General features: G+C 70.2%; 26 protein-coding genes and 1 pseudogene. 13 read left to right on the top strand and 14 right to left on the bottom strand.

The genetic code is table 11. The features are described 5' to 3' along the window. Position 1 precedes the first annotated feature (1 nt). A complete protein-coding gene (locus tag QRX60_RS29945; protein WP_285994765.1) occupies positions 2–376 on the bottom strand; it encodes an ArsR/SmtB family transcription factor in 375 nt (124 codons plus the stop codon). Positions 377–454: 78 nt separating this feature from the next. Here QRX60_RS29945 and QRX60_RS29940 point away from each other — a divergent pair, with 78 nt between their 5' ends. The 4 genes from QRX60_RS29940 (at position 455) to QRX60_RS29925 (ending at position 2872) form a co-directional block, all read left to right on the top strand. Next, positions 455–604 (top strand): hypothetical protein, encoded by a 150-nt coding sequence (locus tag QRX60_RS29940; RefSeq protein WP_285994764.1) that lies wholly within the window; start codon positions 455–457, stop codon positions 602–604. Between the two features lie 28 nt (positions 605–632). Then, positions 633–848 (top strand): hypothetical protein, encoded by a 216-nt coding sequence (locus QRX60_RS29935; RefSeq protein ID WP_285994763.1) that lies wholly within the window; start codon positions 633–635, stop codon positions 846–848. Next, complete coding sequence (locus QRX60_RS29930) at positions 845–2002, top strand: M28 family metallopeptidase (protein ID WP_285994762.1); 1158 nt, start codon at positions 845–847, stop codon at positions 2000–2002. The genes QRX60_RS29935 and QRX60_RS29930 overlap by 4 nt, the downstream gene beginning before the upstream one ends. 333 nt (positions 2003–2335) lie before the next feature. Then, positions 2336–2872: a hypothetical protein gene (locus QRX60_RS29925; protein ID WP_285994761.1), complete on the top strand. Its 537-nt coding sequence runs from the start codon at positions 2336–2338 to the stop codon at positions 2870–2872. A gap of 10 nt (positions 2873–2882) precedes the next feature. Here the strand turns inward: QRX60_RS29925 and QRX60_RS29920 are convergent, their stop codons facing one another. Genes QRX60_RS29920 through QRX60_RS29905 form a run of 4 tightly spaced genes read right to left on the bottom strand, consistent with a single transcriptional unit; the run spans position 2883 to position 6125 of the window. Next, positions 2883–3935 (bottom strand): ArsO family NAD(P)H-dependent flavin-containing monooxygenase, encoded by a 1053-nt coding sequence (locus tag QRX60_RS29920; protein WP_285994760.1) that lies wholly within the window; start codon positions 3933–3935, stop codon positions 2883–2885. After that, positions 3932–5020 carry an ACR3 family arsenite efflux transporter gene (gene arsB, locus QRX60_RS29915; protein ID WP_285994759.1) on the bottom strand — a complete coding sequence of 363 codons (1089 nt, stop codon included), beginning with the start codon at positions 5018–5020 and terminating at the stop codon, positions 3932–3934. Before arsB ends, QRX60_RS29920 begins: the two co-directional genes overlap by 4 nt. A 32-nt stretch (positions 5021–5052) precedes the next feature. Then, positions 5053–5457, bottom strand: coding sequence for an arsenate reductase ArsC (locus QRX60_RS29910; protein WP_285994758.1), 405 nt, complete (start codon positions 5455–5457; stop codon positions 5053–5055). 20 nt (positions 5458–5477) lie between these two features. Next, entirely contained in the window at positions 5478–6125 is a 648-nt protein-coding gene (locus tag QRX60_RS29905; protein WP_285994757.1) for an arsenate reductase ArsC, read from the bottom strand. Between the two features lie 131 nt (positions 6126–6256). Here QRX60_RS29905 and QRX60_RS29900 point away from each other — a divergent pair, with 131 nt between their 5' ends. Next, positions 6257–6670 (top strand): ArsR/SmtB family transcription factor, encoded by a 414-nt coding sequence (locus tag QRX60_RS29900; RefSeq protein WP_285994756.1) that lies wholly within the window; start codon positions 6257–6259, stop codon positions 6668–6670. Positions 6671–6714: 44 nt separating this feature from the next. On the opposite strand, the gene QRX60_RS29895 is transcribed toward QRX60_RS29900, so the two are convergent. The 3 genes from QRX60_RS29895 to QRX60_RS29885 all read right to left on the bottom strand — a co-directional run bounded on the left by QRX60_RS29895 (position 6715) and on the right by QRX60_RS29885 (position 9406). Further along, positions 6715–7122: an ASCH domain-containing protein gene (locus QRX60_RS29895; protein WP_285994755.1), complete on the bottom strand. Its 408-nt coding sequence runs from the start codon at positions 7120–7122 to the stop codon at positions 6715–6717. A gap of 154 nt (positions 7123–7276) precedes the next feature. After that, a complete protein-coding gene (locus QRX60_RS29890) occupies positions 7277–8329 on the bottom strand; it encodes a hypothetical protein (protein WP_285994754.1) in 1053 nt (350 codons plus the stop codon). A 468-nt stretch (positions 8330–8797) separates the two neighbouring features. Then, positions 8798–9406 (bottom strand): hypothetical protein, encoded by a 609-nt coding sequence (locus QRX60_RS29885; RefSeq protein WP_285994753.1) that lies wholly within the window; start codon positions 9404–9406, stop codon positions 8798–8800. A gap of 83 nt (positions 9407–9489) precedes the next feature. Between QRX60_RS29885 and QRX60_RS29880 the strand changes: the two genes are divergently transcribed. Both QRX60_RS29880 and QRX60_RS29875 read left to right on the top strand, forming a co-directional pair. Beyond that, complete coding sequence (locus QRX60_RS29880) at positions 9490–9948, top strand: nuclear transport factor 2 family protein (RefSeq protein ID WP_285994752.1); 459 nt, start codon at positions 9490–9492, stop codon at positions 9946–9948. Positions 9949–10123: 175 nt separating this feature from the next. Further along, a complete protein-coding gene (locus QRX60_RS29875) occupies positions 10124–10339 on the top strand; it encodes a hypothetical protein (RefSeq protein WP_285994751.1) in 216 nt (71 codons plus the stop codon). Here the strand turns inward: QRX60_RS29875 and QRX60_RS29870 are convergent. Further along, entirely contained in the window at positions 10306–11004 is a 699-nt protein-coding gene (locus tag QRX60_RS29870) for an SDR family NAD(P)-dependent oxidoreductase (protein WP_285994750.1), read from the bottom strand. The two genes, QRX60_RS29875 and QRX60_RS29870, sit on opposite strands and share 34 nt — an antisense overlap. 11 nt (positions 11005–11015) lie before the next feature. Continuing rightward, positions 11016–12001 (bottom strand): annotated as a pseudogene (locus QRX60_RS29865) (aldo/keto reductase). A gap of 230 nt (positions 12002–12231) precedes the next feature. On the opposite strand from QRX60_RS29865, the gene QRX60_RS29860 reads away from it, so the two are divergent. Beyond that, complete coding sequence (locus QRX60_RS29860; protein ID WP_285994749.1) at positions 12232–12594, top strand: nuclear transport factor 2 family protein; 363 nt, start codon at positions 12232–12234, stop codon at positions 12592–12594. Positions 12595–12626: 32 nt separating this feature from the next. Continuing rightward, positions 12627–13574, top strand: coding sequence for a helix-turn-helix transcriptional regulator (locus tag QRX60_RS29855; RefSeq protein ID WP_285994748.1), 948 nt, complete (start codon positions 12627–12629; stop codon positions 13572–13574). Positions 13575–13581: 7 nt separating this feature from the next. Here the strand turns inward: QRX60_RS29855 and QRX60_RS29850 are convergent, their stop codons facing one another. From QRX60_RS29850 to QRX60_RS29840, 3 genes are all read right to left on the bottom strand, one after another. After that, positions 13582–14337, bottom strand: a complete 756-nt coding sequence (locus tag QRX60_RS29850; protein ID WP_285994747.1) for a hypothetical protein — start codon at positions 14335–14337, stop codon at positions 13582–13584. Between the two features lie 10 nt (positions 14338–14347). Further along, the gene (locus QRX60_RS29845; RefSeq protein ID WP_285994746.1) at positions 14348–15178 is read right to left on the bottom strand and encodes a helix-turn-helix domain-containing protein; all 831 of its coding nucleotides are present in this window, start codon (positions 15176–15178) and stop codon (positions 14348–14350) included. Between the two features lie 188 nt (positions 15179–15366). Further along, positions 15367–15705: a nucleoside triphosphate pyrophosphohydrolase family protein gene (locus QRX60_RS29840; protein ID WP_285994745.1), complete on the bottom strand. Its 339-nt coding sequence runs from the start codon at positions 15703–15705 to the stop codon at positions 15367–15369. A 170-nt stretch (positions 15706–15875) separates the two neighbouring features. On the opposite strand from QRX60_RS29840, the gene QRX60_RS29835 reads away from it, so the two are divergent. The 3 genes from QRX60_RS29835 (at position 15876) to QRX60_RS29825 (ending at position 18251) form a co-directional block, all read left to right on the top strand. Continuing rightward, positions 15876–16838 carry a saccharopine dehydrogenase family protein gene (locus QRX60_RS29835; protein ID WP_285994744.1) on the top strand — a complete coding sequence of 321 codons (963 nt, stop codon included), beginning with the start codon at positions 15876–15878 and terminating at the stop codon, positions 16836–16838. A gap of 19 nt (positions 16839–16857) precedes the next feature. Beyond that, positions 16858–17373 (top strand): GyrI-like domain-containing protein, encoded by a 516-nt coding sequence (locus QRX60_RS29830; protein WP_285994743.1) that lies wholly within the window; start codon positions 16858–16860, stop codon positions 17371–17373. A gap of 599 nt (positions 17374–17972) precedes the next feature. After that, the gene (locus tag QRX60_RS29825; RefSeq protein WP_285994742.1) at positions 17973–18251 is read left to right on the top strand and encodes a hypothetical protein; all 279 of its coding nucleotides are present in this window, start codon (positions 17973–17975) and stop codon (positions 18249–18251) included. 246 nt (positions 18252–18497) lie between these two features. Here QRX60_RS29825 and QRX60_RS29820 read toward each other — a convergent pair whose 3' ends face one another. Next, a complete protein-coding gene (locus QRX60_RS29820) occupies positions 18498–18914 on the bottom strand; it encodes an NUDIX hydrolase (RefSeq protein WP_285994741.1) in 417 nt (138 codons plus the stop codon). A gap of 684 nt (positions 18915–19598) precedes the next feature. Here QRX60_RS29820 and QRX60_RS29815 point away from each other — a divergent pair. Then, on the top strand, positions 19599–20591 hold the full coding sequence (locus QRX60_RS29815; protein ID WP_285994740.1) for an Acg family FMN-binding oxidoreductase: 993 nt from the start codon (positions 19599–19601) through the stop codon (positions 20589–20591). The last annotated feature ends 21 nt before the right edge of the window (positions 20592–20612 follow it).

The following is a 20612-nucleotide window of genomic DNA, read 5'->3' as shown; positions in this document are numbered from 1 at the left end:
GTCAGGACACCGAGGCGAGCCCCGGCGCGGCCAGCAGGCCGGACAGCTGGGCGAGCGTCTCCGGCCGTGGCCGGTAGTACACCCAGGTGCCGCGGCGTTCGCCGGCGACCAGGCCAGCTTCGCGCAGCACCTTCAGGTGGTGGGAGATCGTCGGGCCGCTCAGGTCGAACGCCGCTGTCAGATCGCAGACGCAGCTTTCGCCTTCCGCTGAGGTGATCAGCGACAGCAGACGCAGCCGCGCCGGGTCGCCGAGCGCCTTGAACGCCTTCGCCAGGTCCACCGCCTGGTCGGCCGACAAGGCCTCCGCGGCCAAGGGAGCGCAGCAGCCCTCACTGATCACCGGGAGCAACGTCAACCCCTCTTGCTGTTTAGCCACTCATCTATATTGACATCCATCTAATCCATGGGCAAACTTGAGCCACTGATTCGACATCCATCTAGATAGGCAGCTCCCATGATCAAGCTTCTCCGCCGGCTGCTCACGGCCTCGTCGACCACCGAGTTCTGCGAGTCGTGCGCGCAGGTGTGCACGAGCCAGTGCCGCGCCAACGCCCTGCTCGACCAGGCCCGCACCCGCGCCCTGCAGCTGCCTTCCCGCTTCTGAACCCCTCGACCTCGCAAGGAGATCCGTGATGAGCACCCGGACGACCGGCGGTTTCGCCGGCGACCCCGCCGAAGCCTTCACCCCGCCCGCCTCGACCGGCTGTTGCGGCACCGCGCCCGCAACGGTCACCTCGACCACGACGACGTGCTGCGGCACCGCGGAGGCGGCCGCCGCAGCCGGGGCCTGCTGCGATCCGGGCGCGAAAGCCGACGCTGTCGCCGATGGCGCCGGCTGCTGCGGATGACCACCACGGCGGCGACCGAGGTGTCCGGCAGCCGCCTGCGATCCACCGTCACCACGCTGGCCGAGGACCGCTTCACCGGCCGCCGGGTCGGCACCCCGGGCGGCCGCGCGGCCGCCGCGTGGCTCGCCGGGCAGTTGCAGGTGCTCGGAGCGACGGTCACGGCCGACGAGTTCCCCGTCGCCGTGCGCGAGCTGTATCGGACACCCGAGCTTCACGACGGCGACCGGCAGCTGGTGCACCGCCGGGAATTCGGCGAACACCTCGTGTCGGCGGACCTGCCCGAACCACGCACCGCCGAGCTGGTGGCCGCCGACGCGGGCCGGCTCACCGATCGTTGGGTGCTCGCGCCGGACCTGGGGGTTTCGGCGCGAGCTACCCGCGACGGCGCAGCCGGGCTGCTGGTGCCGCGCGGGACGGACGAGGCCGGGTGGATGCCGAAGATGATCGCCGGACCCGAGCCCGGCGCGCTGCCGGTCATCGCGGTCCGCACCGAGTTGCACGAGCGCCTGGCCGCCGGCCAGGTGATCAGCGCGTCGGTGCCGCTGCGCACCGTCGGGGTGGCCGGGTCCAACGTGCACGGGCGGCTGCGTACCTCCGCGAGCGGAGGCCCGGACTTCCTGCTGACCGCGCATTTCGACGGCGTCGGCGACGACCCCGGGCAGCGGCTGCCTGCCGCCGCGGACAACGCGTCCGGCGTCGCCGTCGTGCTGGAAGCCGCCCACTTGCTCGCCGACGCGCTCCCGGAGGGCGTCGGCTTGGGGGTCACGTTCCTCGACGCCGAGGAAGCCGGCGCTCGCGGCTCGGCCCATCACGCACCGACCGTCCCGGCCGGCACGGTCGTGCTCAACATCGACGGCGCCGCCCAGCTCGGCGAAGCGGCGGCTGTGGAAGCAGGAGGGCCGGCGCACGGATTGCTCGCCGCGCTCGACCAGGCCGGCCGGGAGACCGGCGTGCCGCTGCGAGCCGGGGCGATGGCGTCGGACAACCGCCGCTACGCCGCGGCCGGGCTGGCCGCGGTCGGAATCGGCATGGGGATGCCCGGCTATCAGACCCCGGCCGAGACCGCCGATCGCGTGGAGACTGACACCCTGATCTCGGCGGTCCGGCTCGTCGTCGCCACAGTTATGGGGTTGGCCTACCACTCACGAGGATGATCTGCATTGACTCACAAGGAGGAATTACAACGCGGGGTGTGATGTAGACGCCTTATCAGGGACCGGAATAGCCGAGTGACCGTCGAGGTCGCGGTTCCTAGCGTGGATGGGATGGCGCGGCATCGAAAACTCCCCGCAAGTCAGTACGAATGCCAGTACTGCAACCGGCGACACTTCAAGGATTCGGAAGCCGGACGGGAATGCGCACGCCGAGCCCAGCGGACACGCGCCCGCCGCACCACAGCCCGAACACCAGTCCACCGGCCGACGTGGATCCCGTCGCCGGCGGTACCGCGAAGCACGCGACCGCGATCATCGGCGGCACCTCCACCGGTGGCGCCACCGACTCGCACCGTCGCGCCGCAGCTCGACCGCAGGACCACCCGCCGCCAGCACGCCAAGGAGTCATTGAGCCGGGACCCCTCGAACATCGCCGGCGACGTCGTCGCCTATGTCTTCGACGAGAACGGCTTCTATGCCCGGCTGGCCAACCGTGCCATCGACAAGGTCCCGTGGACTTCCCCCGTCCACTACCGCAAGCACGGACTGTGCGTCTGCCTCAACAACGTGGCGAAAGGACTCGATCCGGGTACCTACGCCAAATACGCGCAGATGCCGTTGCGGGCGGGACTGGTTTTGGTCGGCTGCCCAAAGTTCCTCGCCGAAGTCCTCAGCGCGGCGTCCGCCTTCGGCATCAAGCAGATCCTCGGCACGTTGCCGCATGCTCAGCTGTACAAGACGCTGCGGGTCATAATTCCACTGGTGTGCCCGAACTTGGACGTCTGCCCGGCCCGGCAAGACGTGGTGAAGACCTATGCCTCGCCGGTACTGGCTGAAGAGCTCAAGCAATTCGTCGCCAGCCTTCGCTGAACCGGTGCCGTCAGCTCAGGCGGCGCGCAGAGATGTCGGCGACCGCGGCACGAGCGGTCCGGCCGACACCGATCAGGGTGGCCGAGGCAGGGCCGGTCCAGTCGCCGTAGCCGACCAGATGCAGCCCGGGCACGTCGAGCGCGCGGGTGCCCTCGGTCCGGACGTGGCCGCCGGTGCTGCGCAGCTTCAGCGGCGCAAGGTGGCCGAGCTCGGGCCGGAACCCGGTGCACCAGATGACAACGTCCGCCTCGGTCGTGGTGCCGTCCGGCCACTGCGGCCCTGCGGGCGTGAGCCGGGTGAACATCGGGCGGGCGTTGAGCGCTCCGGCGTCGCGGGCACGGCGCACCGGCGGCACCGCGACGATGTCACCGAGCCCGGCGACCCCGCCGGGGTCGGCGGCACCGCGGTCGAGGGCTCGGCGGCGGCGGGTGGCGATGTCGAACAGGGCGTGCCCGTCGACCTCGTCGGGCAGGAAGCGGGGCGTTCGGCGGGTCGCCCAGGTGACCTCGGCCGAGCCGGTGAGGTCCGCGGCGATCTGCGCGCCGGAGTTGCCGCCGCCGACCACGACCACGCGCCGGCCGGCGAACCCGGCCGGGCCGCGGTAGTCGACGGTGTGCAGCTGGCGGCCGGCGAAGCTGCCCGGCACCACCGGCAGGAACGGCCGCCGCCACGTCCCGGCGGCGCTGATGACGGCCTTCGCCGTCCAGGTGCCGGTGTCGGCGGTGACCGTGAAGCCGGCGGCGTCGGTTTCGACCGCGGTGACGGTGACGCCGCGGTGCACGGGCAGCTCGTAGCGTTTCTCGTAGGCGGTGAGGTAGTCGACGACGTGGCCGGCCGGCGGGTACCACTCGTCGCGATAGGGCGGCATCAGCCAGCCGGGCAGCGAACTGAACCGGGCCGGGGAGAACAGCCTCAGCGACTCCCAGCCGTGCAGCCAGGCGCCGCCGGGCTGGGTCTGGGCGTCGAGGATGACGAAGTCGAGACCCGCGCGGCGGAGGTAGTAGCCGGCGGCCAGACCTGCCTGGCCGCCGCCGACCACGACCACCTGCGTCGAGGACGTCACTTCGGTTGCGGGGTCTTCTCGACCCACCGCTTGCGCAGCCACAAGCTGACGTAGACCAACCCGACAAGGACGGGGACCTCGATCAGCGGGCCGACCACCCCGGCCAAAGCCTGGCCGGAGGTCACACCGAACACGCCGATCGCCACCGCGATCGCCAGCTCGAAGTTGTTGCCCGCCGCGGTGAACGCCAGCGTCGTCGTGCGCGCGTAGGACAGGCCAGAGGCCTTGCCGAGCAGGTAGCCGCCGCCCCACATGATCGCGAAGTACGCCAGCAGTGGCAGCGCGATCCGGGCGACGTCCAGCGGCCGCGAGGTGATCGTCTCGCCCTGCAGCGCGAACAGCACGACGATCGTGAACAGCAGCCCGTACAGCGCGATCGGGCCGATCTTCGGCAGGAACTTCCCCTCGTACCACTCGCGGCCCTTGCTGCGCTCCCCGATCCGCCGCGACAGGTAGCCGGCGGCGAGCGGGATGCCGAGGAAGATGACCACGGACAGTGCGATCTCCCAGGGCGAGAAGGAGACGCTGGTCGTGTCGAGGCCGAGCCAGCCGGGCAGCAGGTCGAGGTAGAACCAGCCGAGCACCCCGAACATGATCACCTGGAACACGGAGTTGAGGGCGACCAGCACGGCGGCGGCTTCACGGTCGCCGCAGGCGAGGTCGTTCCAGATGATCACCATGGCGATGCAGCGGGCCAGCCCGACGATGATCAGCCCGGTCCGGTACTCCGGCAGGTCCGGCAGCAGCAGCCACGCGAGCGCGAACATCAGCGCCGGACCCAGGATCCAGTTCAGGACCAGCGACAAGACCATCGTGCGTTTGTCGCGGGTGACGGTGTCCAGCTTGTCGTAACGGACCTTCGCCAGCACCGGGTACATCATCAGCAGCAGGCCGAGCGCGATCGGCAGCGACACCTGCCCGATCTTCACGGCCTCCAGCACGCCTTGCAGGCCGGGGATGACGCTGCCGAGACCGAGCCCGACGGCCATCGCGGCGATGATCCACACCGGGAGGAAGCGGTCCAGGAAGGACAGCCTGTGCAGGACGTCGGCGTCGGCCGGGGTGGCGGTCTTGTCGGCGGTCACGGACCGTGCCTCCAAAGGTGGTCGTGGGGTGGTCAAGCGTCGAGGAGCTCGACGAGCAGGCCGCGGACGCGGCGGTCGATCTCGTCGCGGATCGGGCGGACGGCGTCCACGCCCTGGCCGGCGGGATCGTCCAGCGGCCAGTCCAGGTACCGCTTGCCGGGGAAGATCGGGCAGGTGTCGCCGCAGCCCATGGTGATCACGACGTCGGAGGCCTCGACGTCCTCGGTGGACAGCTTGGTCGGGACCTCGGCGGCGATGTCCAAGCCCCACTCGGCCAGTGCCTCGGCGGCCGCGGGGTTGACCTTGTCGGCCGGCTCGGACCCGGCCGAGCGCACGGCGATCCGACCGAGCGCGTAGTGCTGCAGCAGCGCGGCGGCCATCTGCGAGCGGCCGGCGTTGTGCACGCAGACGAACAGCACCTCGGGAGTGCGGGCCATCGGAGTTCCTTTCGGCGTGGTCATGGCTGGTTGCTGAGCTCGTCGAGCAGCCCACGCACGTGGCGGTCGATCTCGTCGCGGATGCGACGCACGACGTGCAGCGGCTCGCCGGCCGGGTCGGGAATGTCCCAGTCCAAGTAGCGTTTGCCCGGGTAGATCGCGCAGGCGTCGCCGCAGCCCATCGTGACTACCACGTCGGAAGCGCGCAGCACCTCGTCGGTCAGCGGCTTCGGGTAGGCAGCCTCCAGCGGGACGTGCAGCTCCCGCAGCGCAGCGGTGATGATCTCCGGGATCTCGCCCTGCGGTTGCGAGCCGGCCGAGCGCACGGTGACCCGGCCGAAGGCGTGGTGGTCCAGCAGGGCCGCGGCCATCTGCGAGCGGCCGACGTTGTGGACGCAGAGGAACAACACCTGCGGCACGGTCACCTGCGTCAGCCCTTCGGCCCGGCCGAGGTCGAGCAGCCGCTCGCGGGCGAACCGGGCGGTCAGCGCAGGCAGGTGGACGGTGACCGTCGCGTGCTCGGCCAACAAGTCGTAGGTCTCGCGGACGAACAGCTCGACGGTTTCGCGACCGAACACGCCGTGGAAGCGGTCGGCCAGCTCGTCGGCGATGCGGTCCAGCTGCAGCCCGACCGCGCGTGCGGGCAAGCCGTCCGTGGCGTGCGTCATGAGCTCTCCTCGAGCGAACCGGCCTGGATCGAAGTCTGCCGATTCAATTGAAGACGCTTGGATCGACTCTTGTCAATCCAGCTGAGGTACGATCGACAACGCCGAGGTCACCGAGCCGCCGAGGAGGAGCCATGGCCGCGCCCAACGGTCACGTCCGGCAGAAGCCGGTCGCGGTGACCCTCCTGCTGGCCGAGCCCGCAGCCGTCGTCACCGACACCGAGGCCGAGACGGCCGCGAAGCTGTTCAAGGCGCTGTCCGACCCGGTCCGGATCCGGCTCGTCTCCCTCATTCGGCACTCACCCGGCGGCGAAGCGTGCTTCTGCGACCTGGCCGAGGACTTCGACATGCCCCAGCCGTCCCTGAGCCACCACCTGCGGGTCCTCGTCACCGCCGGCATCCTCACGCGTGAGCGCCGCGGCACCTGGAGCTGGTACAGCCTGGTCCCCGAGCCTCTCGGATCCCTCGGTTCCCTGCTTCGCGAAGGCGGCCCGCTCGCGGACCGGCCCGCGGCGTTGTCGGACGAAGAGCGAAACAAGCGCTGCTGAGGCGAGCAGACGAACCCTTATGCCTGCCGTCGACTGCTTGACGTTCAGCCCGCGGCGACCAGGTGCAGCACCTGAGGATCAACCGCAGTCAAGTACCGCGAGCTCTGCGGCGGCCGAAAACCGGTTTCAGCTCGCCTGGTGGCGAGGTCCGGGGGTTCGGCAAGCCGCTGGGGCGAGCTGATGATCAGCGCCGTTGCGCGCCGCGCGTCCGCGAAGTACGCGTCGAACTCGCGCCGGTCAAGACCGACCACAAGACGATGCCGCCGCCAGATCCGACTCGGCGATGCCGACTCCACCGCCTCCAACGTTGCCACTCCGACGACCGCCATGACCGGAGATGCAGCGTAAAGCACCAGACGGGTTCCGGCGGGTGCCTGCAGTCGCGTGCGGCGAAGCTCGACTGTCTTCGAGCCGTCCAGAATGGCTTCAGCGAATCGCGGTCGTAACGACAACCAATGGCCGCGGTTCGCAGTCTTCCGAAGCCGTCGTCGGAGTCGTCCTGCGTTCGCTCACAGGCGGAGACTATCCGAGTGCACCGACAAAACGACGTCAACGCCGTCCGTGTTGGAACATGACTCTGTGCTAGGCGGACGGGTCTACGTCGGATCACTTCCCATCCTCCCGCCGCTGTCCCAGCGCATACAGCTCGGCAAACAGCTGGTTGGCGATGCGGGTCGGTGACAGCGGCACTTGTGGACCACCGAGCGGCTTCCGCAGCCGGTCATCGGCATGACGAGGAACGTCCGATGCGAACAGCTCGGTGTCGGAAAGGCGAAGGGCCTGCGCGTACCCGTCCTTCGCCGCGGCGCGGATGTCGGAGAGCCGGAAGACGCCGTAGTGGCTGCAAGTCGCGAACAGTGTTTCCGCGCGACCCTTGTCGATGCCGTCGAGCAGAGATGTGCCGATGAACCGACCGGAGCCGGTCGTCGAACTTTGGCTCACGTACCAGACCACGCGGCTTGGTTCTCGCAGCGCGCTGCCGCGGCCGCTGCGGTAGTGGACCTGCTCGCGACCGAGCGCGATGTCCGCGCGACGCGACAGCAGCAGCTCGGGCCGCCCGACCTGCGCCGCAGTACCGAGCACATCGACGACGCAGGAGTACCAGTTCTGGCCGACACGCTGGTAGGACTCGTACCCGATAATCCGTTCGAAGGACACGCACAGGTAAGGATCTCCGATCTCGACCACCTGCGCCCCGGACGTCCGAGCCTGCTTGCGCAGCAGCCAGAGAAGCTGGCGACCAACCGTACCGGCCGTCGCGTGATCTGCCAGACGGAGCAGCGGAACTCGAAGAACACCACCGTCCAACTCGGTCGCATAGCACGCAACGGGAGTCCCATCGGGTGCCCGCACGATCAGGTGATGTTTCCTCGTACGGGCGAACTCCCCGAGCCGGTCGCGCAAGTCGGTGCGGCGTTCACCTCGCTCGATATCGAGAAACGCCATGAGGACTGTTTCCTCGCCTGCACCGGCTCGGCCTGAGCGGAACTCCGTGCCCTCGAGGCTGTCGGGTCGGTAAGCGGCCGCGTGCGCCAACTCGTCCAGCAGGACATACAGCCGGTTCGGGTCGAGCACACGCAGCTGCGCGGCTTCAGGCACGTCCTCCAGTTGCAGCAGGATCGGAGCGATGACGTTGCGCAGCCCCTCGTCCCAGGTCACGAACACCTGGATACCTGCGGCGGCGGTTTCCGCCAGCTGCCAGAGGTCCCCCGCGTCCTGTGGAGTAGTCCGGTGTGCAGCACGTGCTCGCGCTCGTCGATGACCTCGACGGTGGCGGACCGCTTGTGCGGATCCACGCCGATGATCATTGGTGTCACGCTGTTCTCCTCGCCGTCCCTCATGGGTATCAGGCGAGGTGGGCAGCGCTACTTCGAGCTCAGCAGACCCCTCTTGAGCCACACCCCGCCACGGTGCTCGACAGGCGGCACGCCATGTGAGAGCCACACCCGACAGCGTGGTGGGCAGCCGATGAGAGAGCCACCCGTCGAACACCTCGACCAAGCCTGGCCCGGCATCGGTCGTACCGCTATTCAACAAGTAGCCGATGAGAGCGCGCAGCTCAGCCGAGATCCGGGCACACAGCCCGAGACTTCGCCCAGGTCGGCCCCAGAAAGCAGGCGCAGGCACTCAAGGCCCTTCAAGTGGTGGCGCAGGCCCGGGCTGCGGCGGCTGACGAACCCACTCGGGCAGCAGGGCGTACAACCGGACGGCGATCTCCCCCTGGTCGCAGTCGGCGGTTCCCCCGATTGCGGCCGAGAAAACTCCGTGTACGCCGGAGGCCGCGTAGACGTCCTCGATCGCATTGTGCGGGCCGGACTGCCGGCCCTCGGCACCCAGGTCGTGCCGGAGAGCGCGGAGCCGGTCCAGGAGCAGATCGCCGATTCCCATCAGCCCGCTCGGCGACCGCCACGTCGATGCCACCAGGAAGAGGCTTTTGCGCCGGCGGAGGGCGTCGAGCATGGCGTTCAGCGTCGCCACGGCCACCGTCGCGGGGTCCGCGCCCCTCCGCCGGTCGCTGATGTTCAGGTCGTGGAGAACGCGGAACTCGTCCGCGATCACGTACACCGCGGCCTCTTCGACCGAGTCGAAGTGGTTGTAGAAGGTGGCCCGGTGGATGCCCGCGGCTTCGGCGAGGGCCGAGACCGACGGGCAGGACTGCGTCCGCTCCATGAGTCCGGCCAGTGCGTCCGCGATCGCGCGACGCGAGCGGGTGAACCGCGGATCCACTTCGGGCATGCTTCGGACAGTACCACTATTCGACAGGTGTCGATTAGAGGTCTACGGTCGGAAGAGCCCCATCCCACCACTTGAGGACGCCCATGTCGCACCCCACGGCCACCGCGGACAAGCTCGCCGTCGTCGAGACCCTCTACCGCTACGCCGCAGGCCTCGACCTGCGGGACCAGGACCTGCTCGCCTCGGCGTTCGCCGAGGACGCGGTGGCCGATTTCGGTCCGGCCACGAAGAAAGCCGGCCAGGAGTACCCGCCGGTGGAAGGCCGGGAGACGATCGCCGCGGCCCTGTCGGCGTCGTTGAGCCACCTGGACACCACGCACTCCCTGAGCAACCCCCGGGTGAGCCTCGACGGCGACCAGGCACACCTCGAAGGCATCATGGCCTGCCAGCACCTTCCCCGCGAAGACCACTCCCGCCACGTCCTCATGACCAACCGCTACGACGTCGACCTGGTCCGCCGTGGCGAGGTGTGGGTCATCCAGCGCGTCACGGTCGACAACGCCTGGACCGAGGGTGACCCCCGCGTCCTGGCCGGCATCTAGGCAAGGCTCCGGTCCACCAGCACCTCGTGCCGGGTGAACGTCCACCGGCCGTCGCGCCGGGCCGGCTGATCGCGATGACGACCGGAGGCGACCAGCCGGAGCGACCCGACGAGCGTGAAGCAGCTCTCGGCGTGCGCACCGGTTCCGGCCGGGCTGAGCGGACGTCGGTCACCAGGTGCCGGGTGGGCTGCGTGCCCTCGGCGATGAGGTCGCCGAGAGCGGGGCCGGTGGTCTCGCGGCCCGCGACGACCACCGTGGCTCCTCCCAGCAGTCCGGTGAAGGCCGCGCGATCGCCGCCGTCGACCGCGCGGGCGCGGGCGCGGATCAGCTCGGTGATCTCCGCGCGGTCCTCGGCGGTCACCACGGGACGACGCCGTCGCGGTCGCGGTAGCTGCCGGTCGGTCCGTCCGGGGCGACCGTGGCGAGCTCGATGATCGCGTCGGAGCCTTCGGTGACGGTCTGGGTGCCCAGGTACCCGTTGATCTCGGTGGCGGTCGGGCCCGGGTCGGCGATGTTGACCCGGAACCGCGGGAGCGCCTCGGCGTACTTCAGCGTGAGCATGTTGATCGCCGACTTGCTCGGCTGGTAGAAGGGCAGCGGGTTCGCGTGCTCCAGCGTGGCCGGGTCCAGCGACCGGGCGAACGACCCCATGCTGCTGGACACGTTGACGATGCGCGGCGCGGCCGACTTTTCCAGCAACGGGAGAAAGGCGCGGGTGGTGCGGAGGGTGCCGAGGTAGTTGGTCCGCATGACGCGCTCGGCGTCCGCGGCCGTGAGGTCGTGGATGTCGGTGATGACCGGGCCGGCGATACCGGCGTTGTTGACCAGGACGTCGATCCGGCCTTCGTGCGCGAGGACGTCGGCGGCCGCGGCCTCGACCGAAGCCTGGTCGGTGACGTCGATGGCGACGAACCGGGCCCCCAGCTCGGCTGCGGCCTTCGCGCCGCGTTCGGGGTCACGGACGCCCAGCAGGACCTGGTGGCCGAGGCCGGCCAACCGCCGGACGGCTTCGTAGCCGATGCCGCGGTTGGCGCCGGTGATGAAGGTGATGGTCACGGAAAAGCCTTTCAGCGGACGAAAGCCTGCGCGGACAGGCCGTTGATGGTGGTGTCGCCCTGCTGGAACCCGACCATGGACTCGCTCACGGCGTGCGGGTAGTTCAGGGACGGCGTGGTGAGACCGTCGAGCTCGGCGAGGTGCTCGGCGGTGAGGGTGACGTCGATCGAGGCGAGGTTGCTCTCGAGCTGGGCCACGGTGCGGGCGCCGATCAGCGTCGCGGTGACCTCGGACCGCTGCCGGACCCACGCGAGCGCGGTCGCGGCGACGGTCGTGCCGAGCTCGGCGGCGATCTTCTCCAGCGCGTCCAGCAGCACGAAGGTCGATTCGGTGAGGTGCGTGCCCGCGTAGGCGGAGCGGCCGGACCCTTCGGCCGTGGTCTTGGCCCGGGAGTACTTGCCGGACAGGGCCCCGCTGGCCAGCGGGCTCCACGGGGTGACGCCGAGGCCGAAGTGCCGGGCGGCGCCGAACGTCTCGCCTTCGACGGTGCGGGCGAGCAGCGAGTACTCCACCTGCAGTGCGGCGACCGGCACCGAGCCGCGGAGGCGGGCGATCGTGGCCGCTTCGGCGACCCACCAGGCCGGGGTGTTGGACAGGCCGATGGCGTGCACCTTGCCCGCGCGGACGAGGTCGTCCAGTGTGGACAGCGTTTCTTCGATCGGGGTGTGCCGGTCCCACTGGTGCATCCAGTAGAGGTCGACGTGGTCGGTGTTCAGCCGGCGCAGGAGGCGTCGAGCTGCGCGCGGATCGCCTTCCGGCCCGCGCCGCCGGAGTTGGGGTCGCTCGCGTCCATGCTGCCGGTGAACTTGGTCGCCAGCACGATCCGGTCCCGGCGGCCTGGCCGGGCGGCGAAGTACCGGCCGAGGGTTTCTTCCGAGGCCCCGGCGTTGTACATGTTGGCGGTGTCGACGAAGTTCCCGCCGGTGTCGAGGTAGCGGTCGAGGATCTCGAACGACGTCTCCGGGGCCGAGCCCCAGCTTCCGTCGTCGAAGTTCATGGCGCCCAGCGCGAGCGGGCTGACGCGCAACCCCGAACGGCCGAGGGTGCGGTAGTCGGTGAGAGGCATCCGGTTCTCCGTGTCCGATGTGGTGGGTACCCGGCCGACGATGCCCGGCCGCGAGCCCGGCGGGAAGGCCGCGTGCTCCTGGGTGTGCCACACCCAGGAAGCCCGTGCCTTCCCGGGCGGACGTTCCGGTCCGAAGATCGAGGGTGAGCGAAGGGAGCACCATGCCGAACCGGGACGTGGTCGAGAAGTGGATCGAGAAGTACGTGCACGCCTGGACCACCAGCGCGCGCAAAGACATCGAAGCGCTCTTCACCAAAACAGCCGAGTACCACGAACGGCCGTACGAAACCGACTGGATCGGTCGCGACGAGATCGTCGAAGGCTGGCAAGGCCGCGACGAATGGCAGAAGAACGGCTGGACCTTCGACTGGGAGATCCTGATGATCACCGGCGACACCGCCGCGGTGCGCGGGCGCGGCACCTACGCCGAGTTCGGCGCGTTCGACAACCTCTGGACGCTGACCTTCGCGTCGAACGGCCGCGTCGGCACCTTCCGGATGTGGAACAACGCCGCCGAGGAGTGAACGTCCACTGTGGTCCGGTAGCGTCGAACCGTGTGATCGGTACCTCCTCACGCCTGTTGCGCCTGCTGTCGCTGCTCTCGTCCCGGCCGAGCTGGACCGCCGACGAGCTCGCCCGGCGGATGGAGGTCACCGACCGCACCGTGCGCCGCGACATCGCGCGCCTGCGCGAACTCGGCTACGACGTCGAGTCCGACCCGGGCCGGTGGGGTGGCTACCGGATGCGGCCCGGGCACCACCAGATCCCGCTCGTGCTCGACGACGAGGAGTCGCTCGCCGTCACCGTCGCCCTGCGGGAAGCGGCCCAGACCGGCTTGCTCGGTGACGACCAGGCCGTGCTGTCGGCCTTGCTCAAGCTGCGGCAGCTGCTGCCCGCCCGGGTGGCCACCCAGCTCGGGGCGATGGACGACGTGTTCGAACACACCACCCGCGCCGGCGGGCTGCCGCTGTCGCCCGGCCTGCTCGCCGGCCTGGCCACGGCGTGCCGCCGCAGCGAGCGCTTGCGACTGTCCTACCGGGACGCGCACGGAACCGGCAGCACGCGCATGGTGGACCCGCACCGGCTGGTGTTCACCGGGAACCGCTGGTACCTGGTGGCGCGCGACGCCGACCGCGGCGCGTGGCGCACCTTCCGGGCCGACCGCGTCGTCCGCGCCGAACCGACCGGTCAGGTCGTGCGCGTCGACGACCCACCGGACGCCGCGAAGTTCGTCGCCGAAACCCTCACCAGTGGCTACCCGCTCTACGCTGTCGTGCGCCTGCACGTCCCCCTGGATCAGGCGATGCGCGCGGTCCCGCCGCCCCAGGGCGTCCACCGGCCCGACGGCCCGGACGCCACGATCGTGGAGCTCGGCGGCACCGACGTCGAGTCCCTCGCCGATCGCCTGGTCCGGCTGGGCCTGCCGCTGACCGTCGTCTCTCCCGCCGAAGTCCGGGACGCGGTCCGCCGCCGCGCCCTCGCACTGGCGGAGCACAACAGCTGAACCGGGCTCAGCCGCCGAGCAGCCCGGCAGCGCCGGGATGCCCCCGCCGGACCAGGCCGTGCAGGCCGTGCGCCACAAGCCGGGCGACGTCCTCGGTCGGCTGGACGCTCCACACCGTCGCGGTCGCCACGGCCAGGTCGGGGTCGAGCCGGCTCACGTCCCGCAGATGCGCGGCGACCGAACGCCGCACGTATTCGCTCGGGTCCCGGTGCAGCGCGTCGAGGATCGGCCGGGTGCGCCGGGGCTCCGCGCGCAATCCCGGGACCCGGTCGGCCCACGGCAGCAGCGGGCGGGTCCCCTCGGCAGCGAGGTGACGGATGTCCTCGCTGTCGTGCGTGGTCCACGTCCTCGCGACGGCGAGGGCGCGCTCGAGGTCGTGGCGCAGCAGTGCGCGCAGCGCGAACTCCGAGGTCAGCAGCGGGGTGAACTCGGCCAGCAGGGCCAGGGCGTCGTCGAAGGCCGCGGTCGTGCCGTCCTCGATCGCCTTGACCGCGACCGCGCTGGTGACCGGCCAGATCAGCCACCCGCGGAAGGACGGCGACCGCTCGCGCGCCGTCCGCATGGTGGCGGCGAAGGAAGCGTAAGAGCCGGGCAGGTCGGTCAGCAGGGCGTCGCGGACCAGCCGTCCCCGCCGGCGCAGGGTGAGCGGCGGTAGGGCGTCGGCCGCGGCGAGGAGGGCGTGCGGCTGGGGCGCGGCTGGGCGGACCGCGGCGACGAGCGCGGACACGACGGCCGGGCCGACCAGCTCGTCGGCGAAGCGCATGGCTCCGGGGTCAGTGCCCGGCGTGGAGGGAGGCGAGGAAGGCCAAGGCCTCGGCGCTGCGGCTGCCCGGCTCGGCCGTGCCGGCCAGCAGCTGCTGGCCGGGCGCGTCGTGGACGTCGAAGGTCTGGTAGGTCAGCTCGACCCGGCCCGCCTCCGGGTGCACGAACACCTTGAACGCCCGCGTGAGCGCGCCGACGAGCTGGTCGGACCACAGCTTCCGGAAGTCCTCGGAGATCTCCAGCATCTCCTCGACCAGGCCGGCGATCTCCGGGTCGTCCGGGAAGCGCCCGGCGTTGAGCCGCAGCGCGTACACGGTGTCGCGGACGACGGTCGGCCACTGGACGAACACCGTTTTCGCCGCGGGGTGGGTGAACTGGACGCGGACCATGTTGCGCATGCCCTCGAACGGCGCCAGCAGCGCCGAGGCGAGGGTGTTGGTGGCCAGGATGTCGAAGCTCGGGCTCAGCACGTAGGCCGCCGACGCCGGGAAGGCCTCGAGCAGCTGCAGCAGCGACGGGTGCACGGCGTCCCGGTCGCTCGCGCCGCCGAGGCGCGGGTTGAGCCCGGCCAGGCGGTAGAGGTGCTCCTTGCCGTCCGCGGTCAGCCGCAGCGCCCGGCCGATCGCGGCGAGGACCTGGGCCGAGGGGTTGCGTTCGCGGCCTTGTTCCAGGCGGGCGTAGTAGTCGGCGCTGACCCCGGCCAGCACCGCGACCTCTTCCCGGCGCAACCCGGCCACCCGCCGGTTGCCGCCCGCGCCGGCCAGCCCCGCGTCGGCGGGGTCGAGCCGGGCTCGGCCGGCGCGCAGGAACTCGCCCAGCGGTGTGGAGGAGGCAGCGGCCATGGCGTCGAGGCTACCGCCCGGCCGCCTTTCGGGCCTGACGGCACGAGTCGTGACGCGGAGCATCGAGCTGCCGGGCAGGTGCGTGGATGCGAGCATCGTGGTCCCTCGGATCGTGGCGGAAGTCGTTCCTCGAGCATCACTCGGCGGCCCGGAAACCGGAAGGTCACGGCTTCCGGGGTGTGGCGCTCCTAGGACGACTTGCCACGCACCGCGCGTTCGAGGCCGCCGCCGATTTTGTCCATCGTGGACTCATAGGCCGCCGGGACGTCCACGCCGAGGCGGTCGCCGAGGACGAACACCCACCACAGGCATTCGGCGAGCTTGTGCCGCAGCTCGGCGTCGACGTCGCCGTCGATGTCCCACGTGCGCTCGGCCGCGAGCACCAGGCGGCCGACGTAGGCGGCGTCGTTGGTGAACCCGAGCGCCAGCTCGGGCAGGGTCCAGGTGCGGCCCAGCAGCCGGTTCTCGAGCTGTTCGTACAGCGCGCGCACCTGCAGCGCGCGTGCGTCGGCTTCTTCGAGACTCATGGCTCTCCCTGTCGTCGATGGTGAGGCGCGACGGTAACCGAGAACCCGGACAGGCCGGGTCCGGGAAACGGTGTCCGCCGGATCACACGATCGGGCGGCCTTCCCGGACCCGACCTGTCCGGGTACCGCCCTAGCGTCGTCATCGAACCCGCCCAGTGAAAGGAAATCCCGTGCACGGACGTCTTCTCGTCTACGGCGCCACCGGCTACACCGGACAGCTCGTCGCCCGGCGAGCCGTCGAAACCGGCCTCGACGTCGTCGTGGCCGGCCGCGATCCGCGCCGCGTCACCGAACTCGCGGCCGAACTCGGCGTCGAAGCCCGCACGTTCGAGGCCAGCGACGCCCGTGACGCGCTCGAGGACATCGACTGCGTCCTGAACGTCGCCGGCCCGTTCCGGCACACCGCCCGCCCGCTGCTGGAAGCCTGCCTCGCGGCCGGCGCCCACTACCTCGACACCACCGCGGAGTTCGACACCTTCACCCTCGCCGAGTCGCTGGACTCCCGGGCCACTCAGGCCGGGGTCATGCTGATGTCCGGCACCGGCTGGGACGTGGTGCCCAGCGACTGCCTCGCCCTGCACACCGCCCGCAGGACTGCTGAGCCCGAGAAGCTCACGATCGCGCTGCGCGTGACCGGCGGCTTCTCCCGCGGTTCGCTCGCCAGCTCGGCCGGCATCGAGGACCTCGGCATCCTCGTCCGCCGCTCCGGCGAGCTCGTCCGCCTCGAGACGACCGCACCCCGGACCTTCGACTTCGGCAACGGCCCGGAGAAGTGCGTTCCGGTGCCGATGGGCGACCTGATCACCGCCCCGCACTCCACCGGTCTCGGCGACGTCGAGGTCTACCTCGGCACCGACGACGGATTTCCCGCCACCACCGGCGACGGACCCACCGCCGAGGAGCGCGCACAGGGCCGCTACTTCGCACTGGCCGAAGTGACCGGCCACGACGGCCGCGTCGCCCGCTCGCTGGTCACCACCCCCACCGGCTACACGTTCACCCAGCACAGCTCGGTCGAAATCGCCCGCCGGGTCCTCGACGGCCGGTTCACCGCCGGCTACCAGACCCCGGCGTCGGCCTACGGGCCCGAGCTGGCAACCGCCATCGCCGGCACCACCTTCACCGACCTCTGACCCGCCCGAGGAGAACCTGATGACCTTCCCCGCCGAGCCCGAGATCGCGACCATCGGCGCCGCGACCTTCCTGTCGGTGACCGGTGCCGGGCTGCCCGGCACCGACGAGTTCTACGCCCGCAAAGCGACACTCGTCGCGGCGGCCGAGCGGCTCGGCCACGACGGCCTGGTCGAAGGCCTCTACTGGTTCGACCCCGGACACGGCGACGTCGGCATCGCCGGGTTCTACTGGACCGTGCCGCTGGAGCACCTGCGCTGGCGGCTGATCGTCCGCGTACCTGACGACACCGAGCTTCCCGCCGACCTCGCTGCGCCGGGACTGTCCCTCTTCCCTTACGCCGAAGGCAAAGTCGTCCAGGTCACCCACCACGGCCCGTTCGCCGGCGAAGACGAGACGATGGCCCGGCTCGGTGCCTTCGCCGACTCCCAGGGCCTGCGCCGCAACGGGCCGCACCACGAGATCTACTTCGACTACTTCGACCGGAGCACGTCACAGGAGAACTTCCGAACCATCCTGCGGGATCCCGTCGCCTGACGGCGCCACCTCGACTGCACAACGCCCCATGCGGCCCACCGCACTGATACCAGCCCTGACGATGAGCGCATCGGATCCGCTCCTGACGCGGTCAGGAAACTGGCAGCACAGCCATTTGCCGAATTGGCCAAGTTCTTGGCGGACGAGAAGCGCAGATTGGAAGAACCGGACCATGACGCCAGCCTGGCAATCCGAAGTGCTTTCGACTTGTCGTACCACCACTTGACAAACGACCAGGCGAGAATGTTCCGCCTATTGACACTGAACCCTGGCACCGAGATTGACACTGACGCCGCAGTGGCTCTTGCCGGAGTGAGCATCGGTAACGGGCGGCGTTTGCCGGGACAATTGCGTCGCGCCCACCTGCTCATGCCGGGTACCCGACGGCACAGGTGGCGCATGCACGACCCCCTGCGCCTCTACGCCACCGGCAAAGTCGACGACGACCCGGATCGCGAACCCGCGCTGATCAGGCTTCTCGACTTCTATTCGACGGCAACACAAGAAGCCGAGCGGCATCTCGATCGTCGACTTCCGCCACTAGACCACTCAAATCGCTTCGACGATCGACAGGATGCACTGAACGGGATCGACCTTGAATGCGGAAATCTTGTCGCAACAGTAACTTCGAGCCGGATGACCAGCGGCCACAGCTCGTCGACGGCTTCGACGCCCCGGCCGGACTGGCGGGCGATCTCGGCCAGCCGGACGACACTGTCGCCGAACTGCACCAGCGCGACGAAGTCGGCGTCGTCGGGGTCGGTGACGCCGAGCAGGTGGAACGGCAGCCCGAGGGCGCGGGCGATGTGCCGGCGCCCGGCGATGTCGCCGGGGGTGCGTTTGCGGGTTTCGTCATCGCGACGCAGGACTTGTCGTAGCCGAGCAGCGCGGCCAGCGCTTCCTGGCTGAGGCCGTTCGCCGCCCGGTAGGCACGCAGAAGGGTCGCGAGGTCGCGGGAGGTCAGGGCGGCCACGGCGGCCGGGTCGGACCACATCCACACTCCGGGCGCGAGCCGGGGCGCCGCGCTACGAGCGCACTGGCACCGGCCTGGCAGGTCGGGCAGACCGGCGTGAAGTCGAAGCGGCTCAGCACTGCTCCGCAGCGCTCGCGCCCGGCCGTGGCCATTACCCCGCCGTCACCGAAGCACGGAGCCGGTCGAACCAGGTGGCGATCGAGCGCTTGTACCCGTCCGGCATGCGCAGCCCGGGGATCTCGTGCTCGGCGAACTCGGCGACCCGGCTGTGCTCGTGGCTGAGGACCGGAACCGCGGTCGAGGTGGTGGTGCAGCCGTACGTCACGATGAACACGTCCTTGCGGGCCACGACGATGTGGTACACCCAGGCGTCGAGGATCTCGGCCACCTCGACCGGCAAGCCGGTTTCCTCGGCGATTTCCCGCGCGACGCACTGTTCGGGAGTCTCGCCAACCTCGATCCGGCCGCCCGGCAGCTCCCATTCGTCGCGCTCGTTGTGCACCAGCAACACCCGGTCTTCCCGGATCAGCACGCCCTTGATCGACACGGGATACGCGGACTCCGCCACCAGCACCAGCTCCCCTGCCCGACTGACACGTTGCGTCACAGACCGTAGCAGCGCAGGTGGCCGCGCAGGACTTCCCGAGGTTGACGATCTGTCAGTGGACGAGCGGTGGCAGCACCCGGTGTGCTGAGCGGGTTCCGAACGAGCTCAAGGGGGTTGCGGCGATGCTCCGGCCGTTCAGCGAGGGGCCACCGGCTCGATCGCGGACGAATCCGCTACCAGCGCGCCTTGGACGCCGCCCGGGCCTCAGGTCCTCCCCAGTTCAAGCACGACGCGCCGGACACGGGAGCACATCACTGTGCGGCAATCTGTCGTCCTGCCAGCCCAGGAGTCCGGCGATGCATCGGTAACCCGACCACCGCGGCTGCAACTCGGCAAGGTGAGAATTTTGACAACCCGTTGTTCGGTCGGACGCACATTTCCTCGCCGCGCCCTGACAGCCACGTCCGGAACGACTGCTTTCGATCATGGACCTGGCCCACCGTCGTTCTCACGGGCGCGTGCACCGGATAGAGGAAGAAGTCCCTACCCGGGCCTCTTTCAGACCCGAAGACGCACGTGATCGGTGGGGCGGGATACGTCGGCTCGCTCGGCAGCGGCGGAAGTCCTCGCAGCCGGGGCCTTCCGGCTCTTCCGAGTTTGCCCGCGTCGGTTGTTGACTGTAGAAAACGGGAAGCCAGGTGTGCCATGCTGGAAATCCCTGACGCCGCGACGATCAACACGGCGGTGACCGTCGCACTCCGCGCTCCCTCGGCCCACAATGCGCAGCCCTGGCGCTGGCGGACCGGGTACAGTCGGCTGCACCTTTTCGCCGATCCGGACCGTTGGCTGCCGCGCGTCGATCCCGACGGGCGTGACCTGGTATTGGGCTGTGGGACGGCGCTGCACCACCTACGGCTGGGCTTCGCGACGCTCGGATGGGCCGCCGAGGTGGACCGGCTACCCGAGGCCGGAAACCCCGATCACCTCGCGGTCGTGAGCCTGCACCGGAACGAACCGTCCGAGGTGGACATCGTCCTGGCGGCTGCGATCCCGCACCGACGCGCCGACCGACGACGCCACAGCGCTTGGCCCGTTCCCGGCGAGTACGTCCAATCGCTCGCGCGGGCAGCGGTGAGGGAGGGCGCCGAGCTGCACGTGGTCACCGGCTCGGCCCGGCACTACCTCACGGCTGCGATCGCCGAGGCCGCCCGGCGGCATCCCGGTACGCACGCCGTCTACACCGGGCCGGCCCTCAGAACCGCATATCGGCTCCGCCCCAAGGGCGACACCGCTCGCGCCGGCGGCTCGGCGCGAACCCGATCGGCGACCATGGGCCACCTCACGGCGAGGCCCGGTAACCGCCGGGAAAACACGGAAACGGTGCTGCTGGTGCTGAGCACCGCCGGCGACGACCGCTTGTCCCGCCTGCGCGCGGGCGAAGCGACGAGCGTAGTACTGCTGAAAGCGACCGCGTTCGGGCTGTCCTCCTGCCCGCTCACCGAACCGCTGCAGCTCCCCGGCGTCCGCCAGACCGTCAAGAAGCTCGTCACGGGCGGTTCCGTCCCCCAGGTCGTCCTGCGCATCGGATGGGCGGCCGCCAACGCCGAGCCCCTGGCCGCACCTCCGCGGCGCAGGCTGGGTGACGTCCTGCAACCGCTCGAAGCACCGCCGAAGTACCACCATCACCCCATCACCTGAGAAACCGGCGCGGCAGCGGCG

It is taken from the genome of Amycolatopsis mongoliensis (assembly GCF_030285665.1).
In the GTDB taxonomy this organism is placed as follows: Bacteria; Actinomycetota; Actinomycetes; order Mycobacteriales; family Pseudonocardiaceae; genus Amycolatopsis; species Amycolatopsis mongoliensis.
The sequence above is the reverse complement of the archived record's forward strand: the minus strand, read 5'-3'. Positions and strand labels throughout refer to the sequence as shown.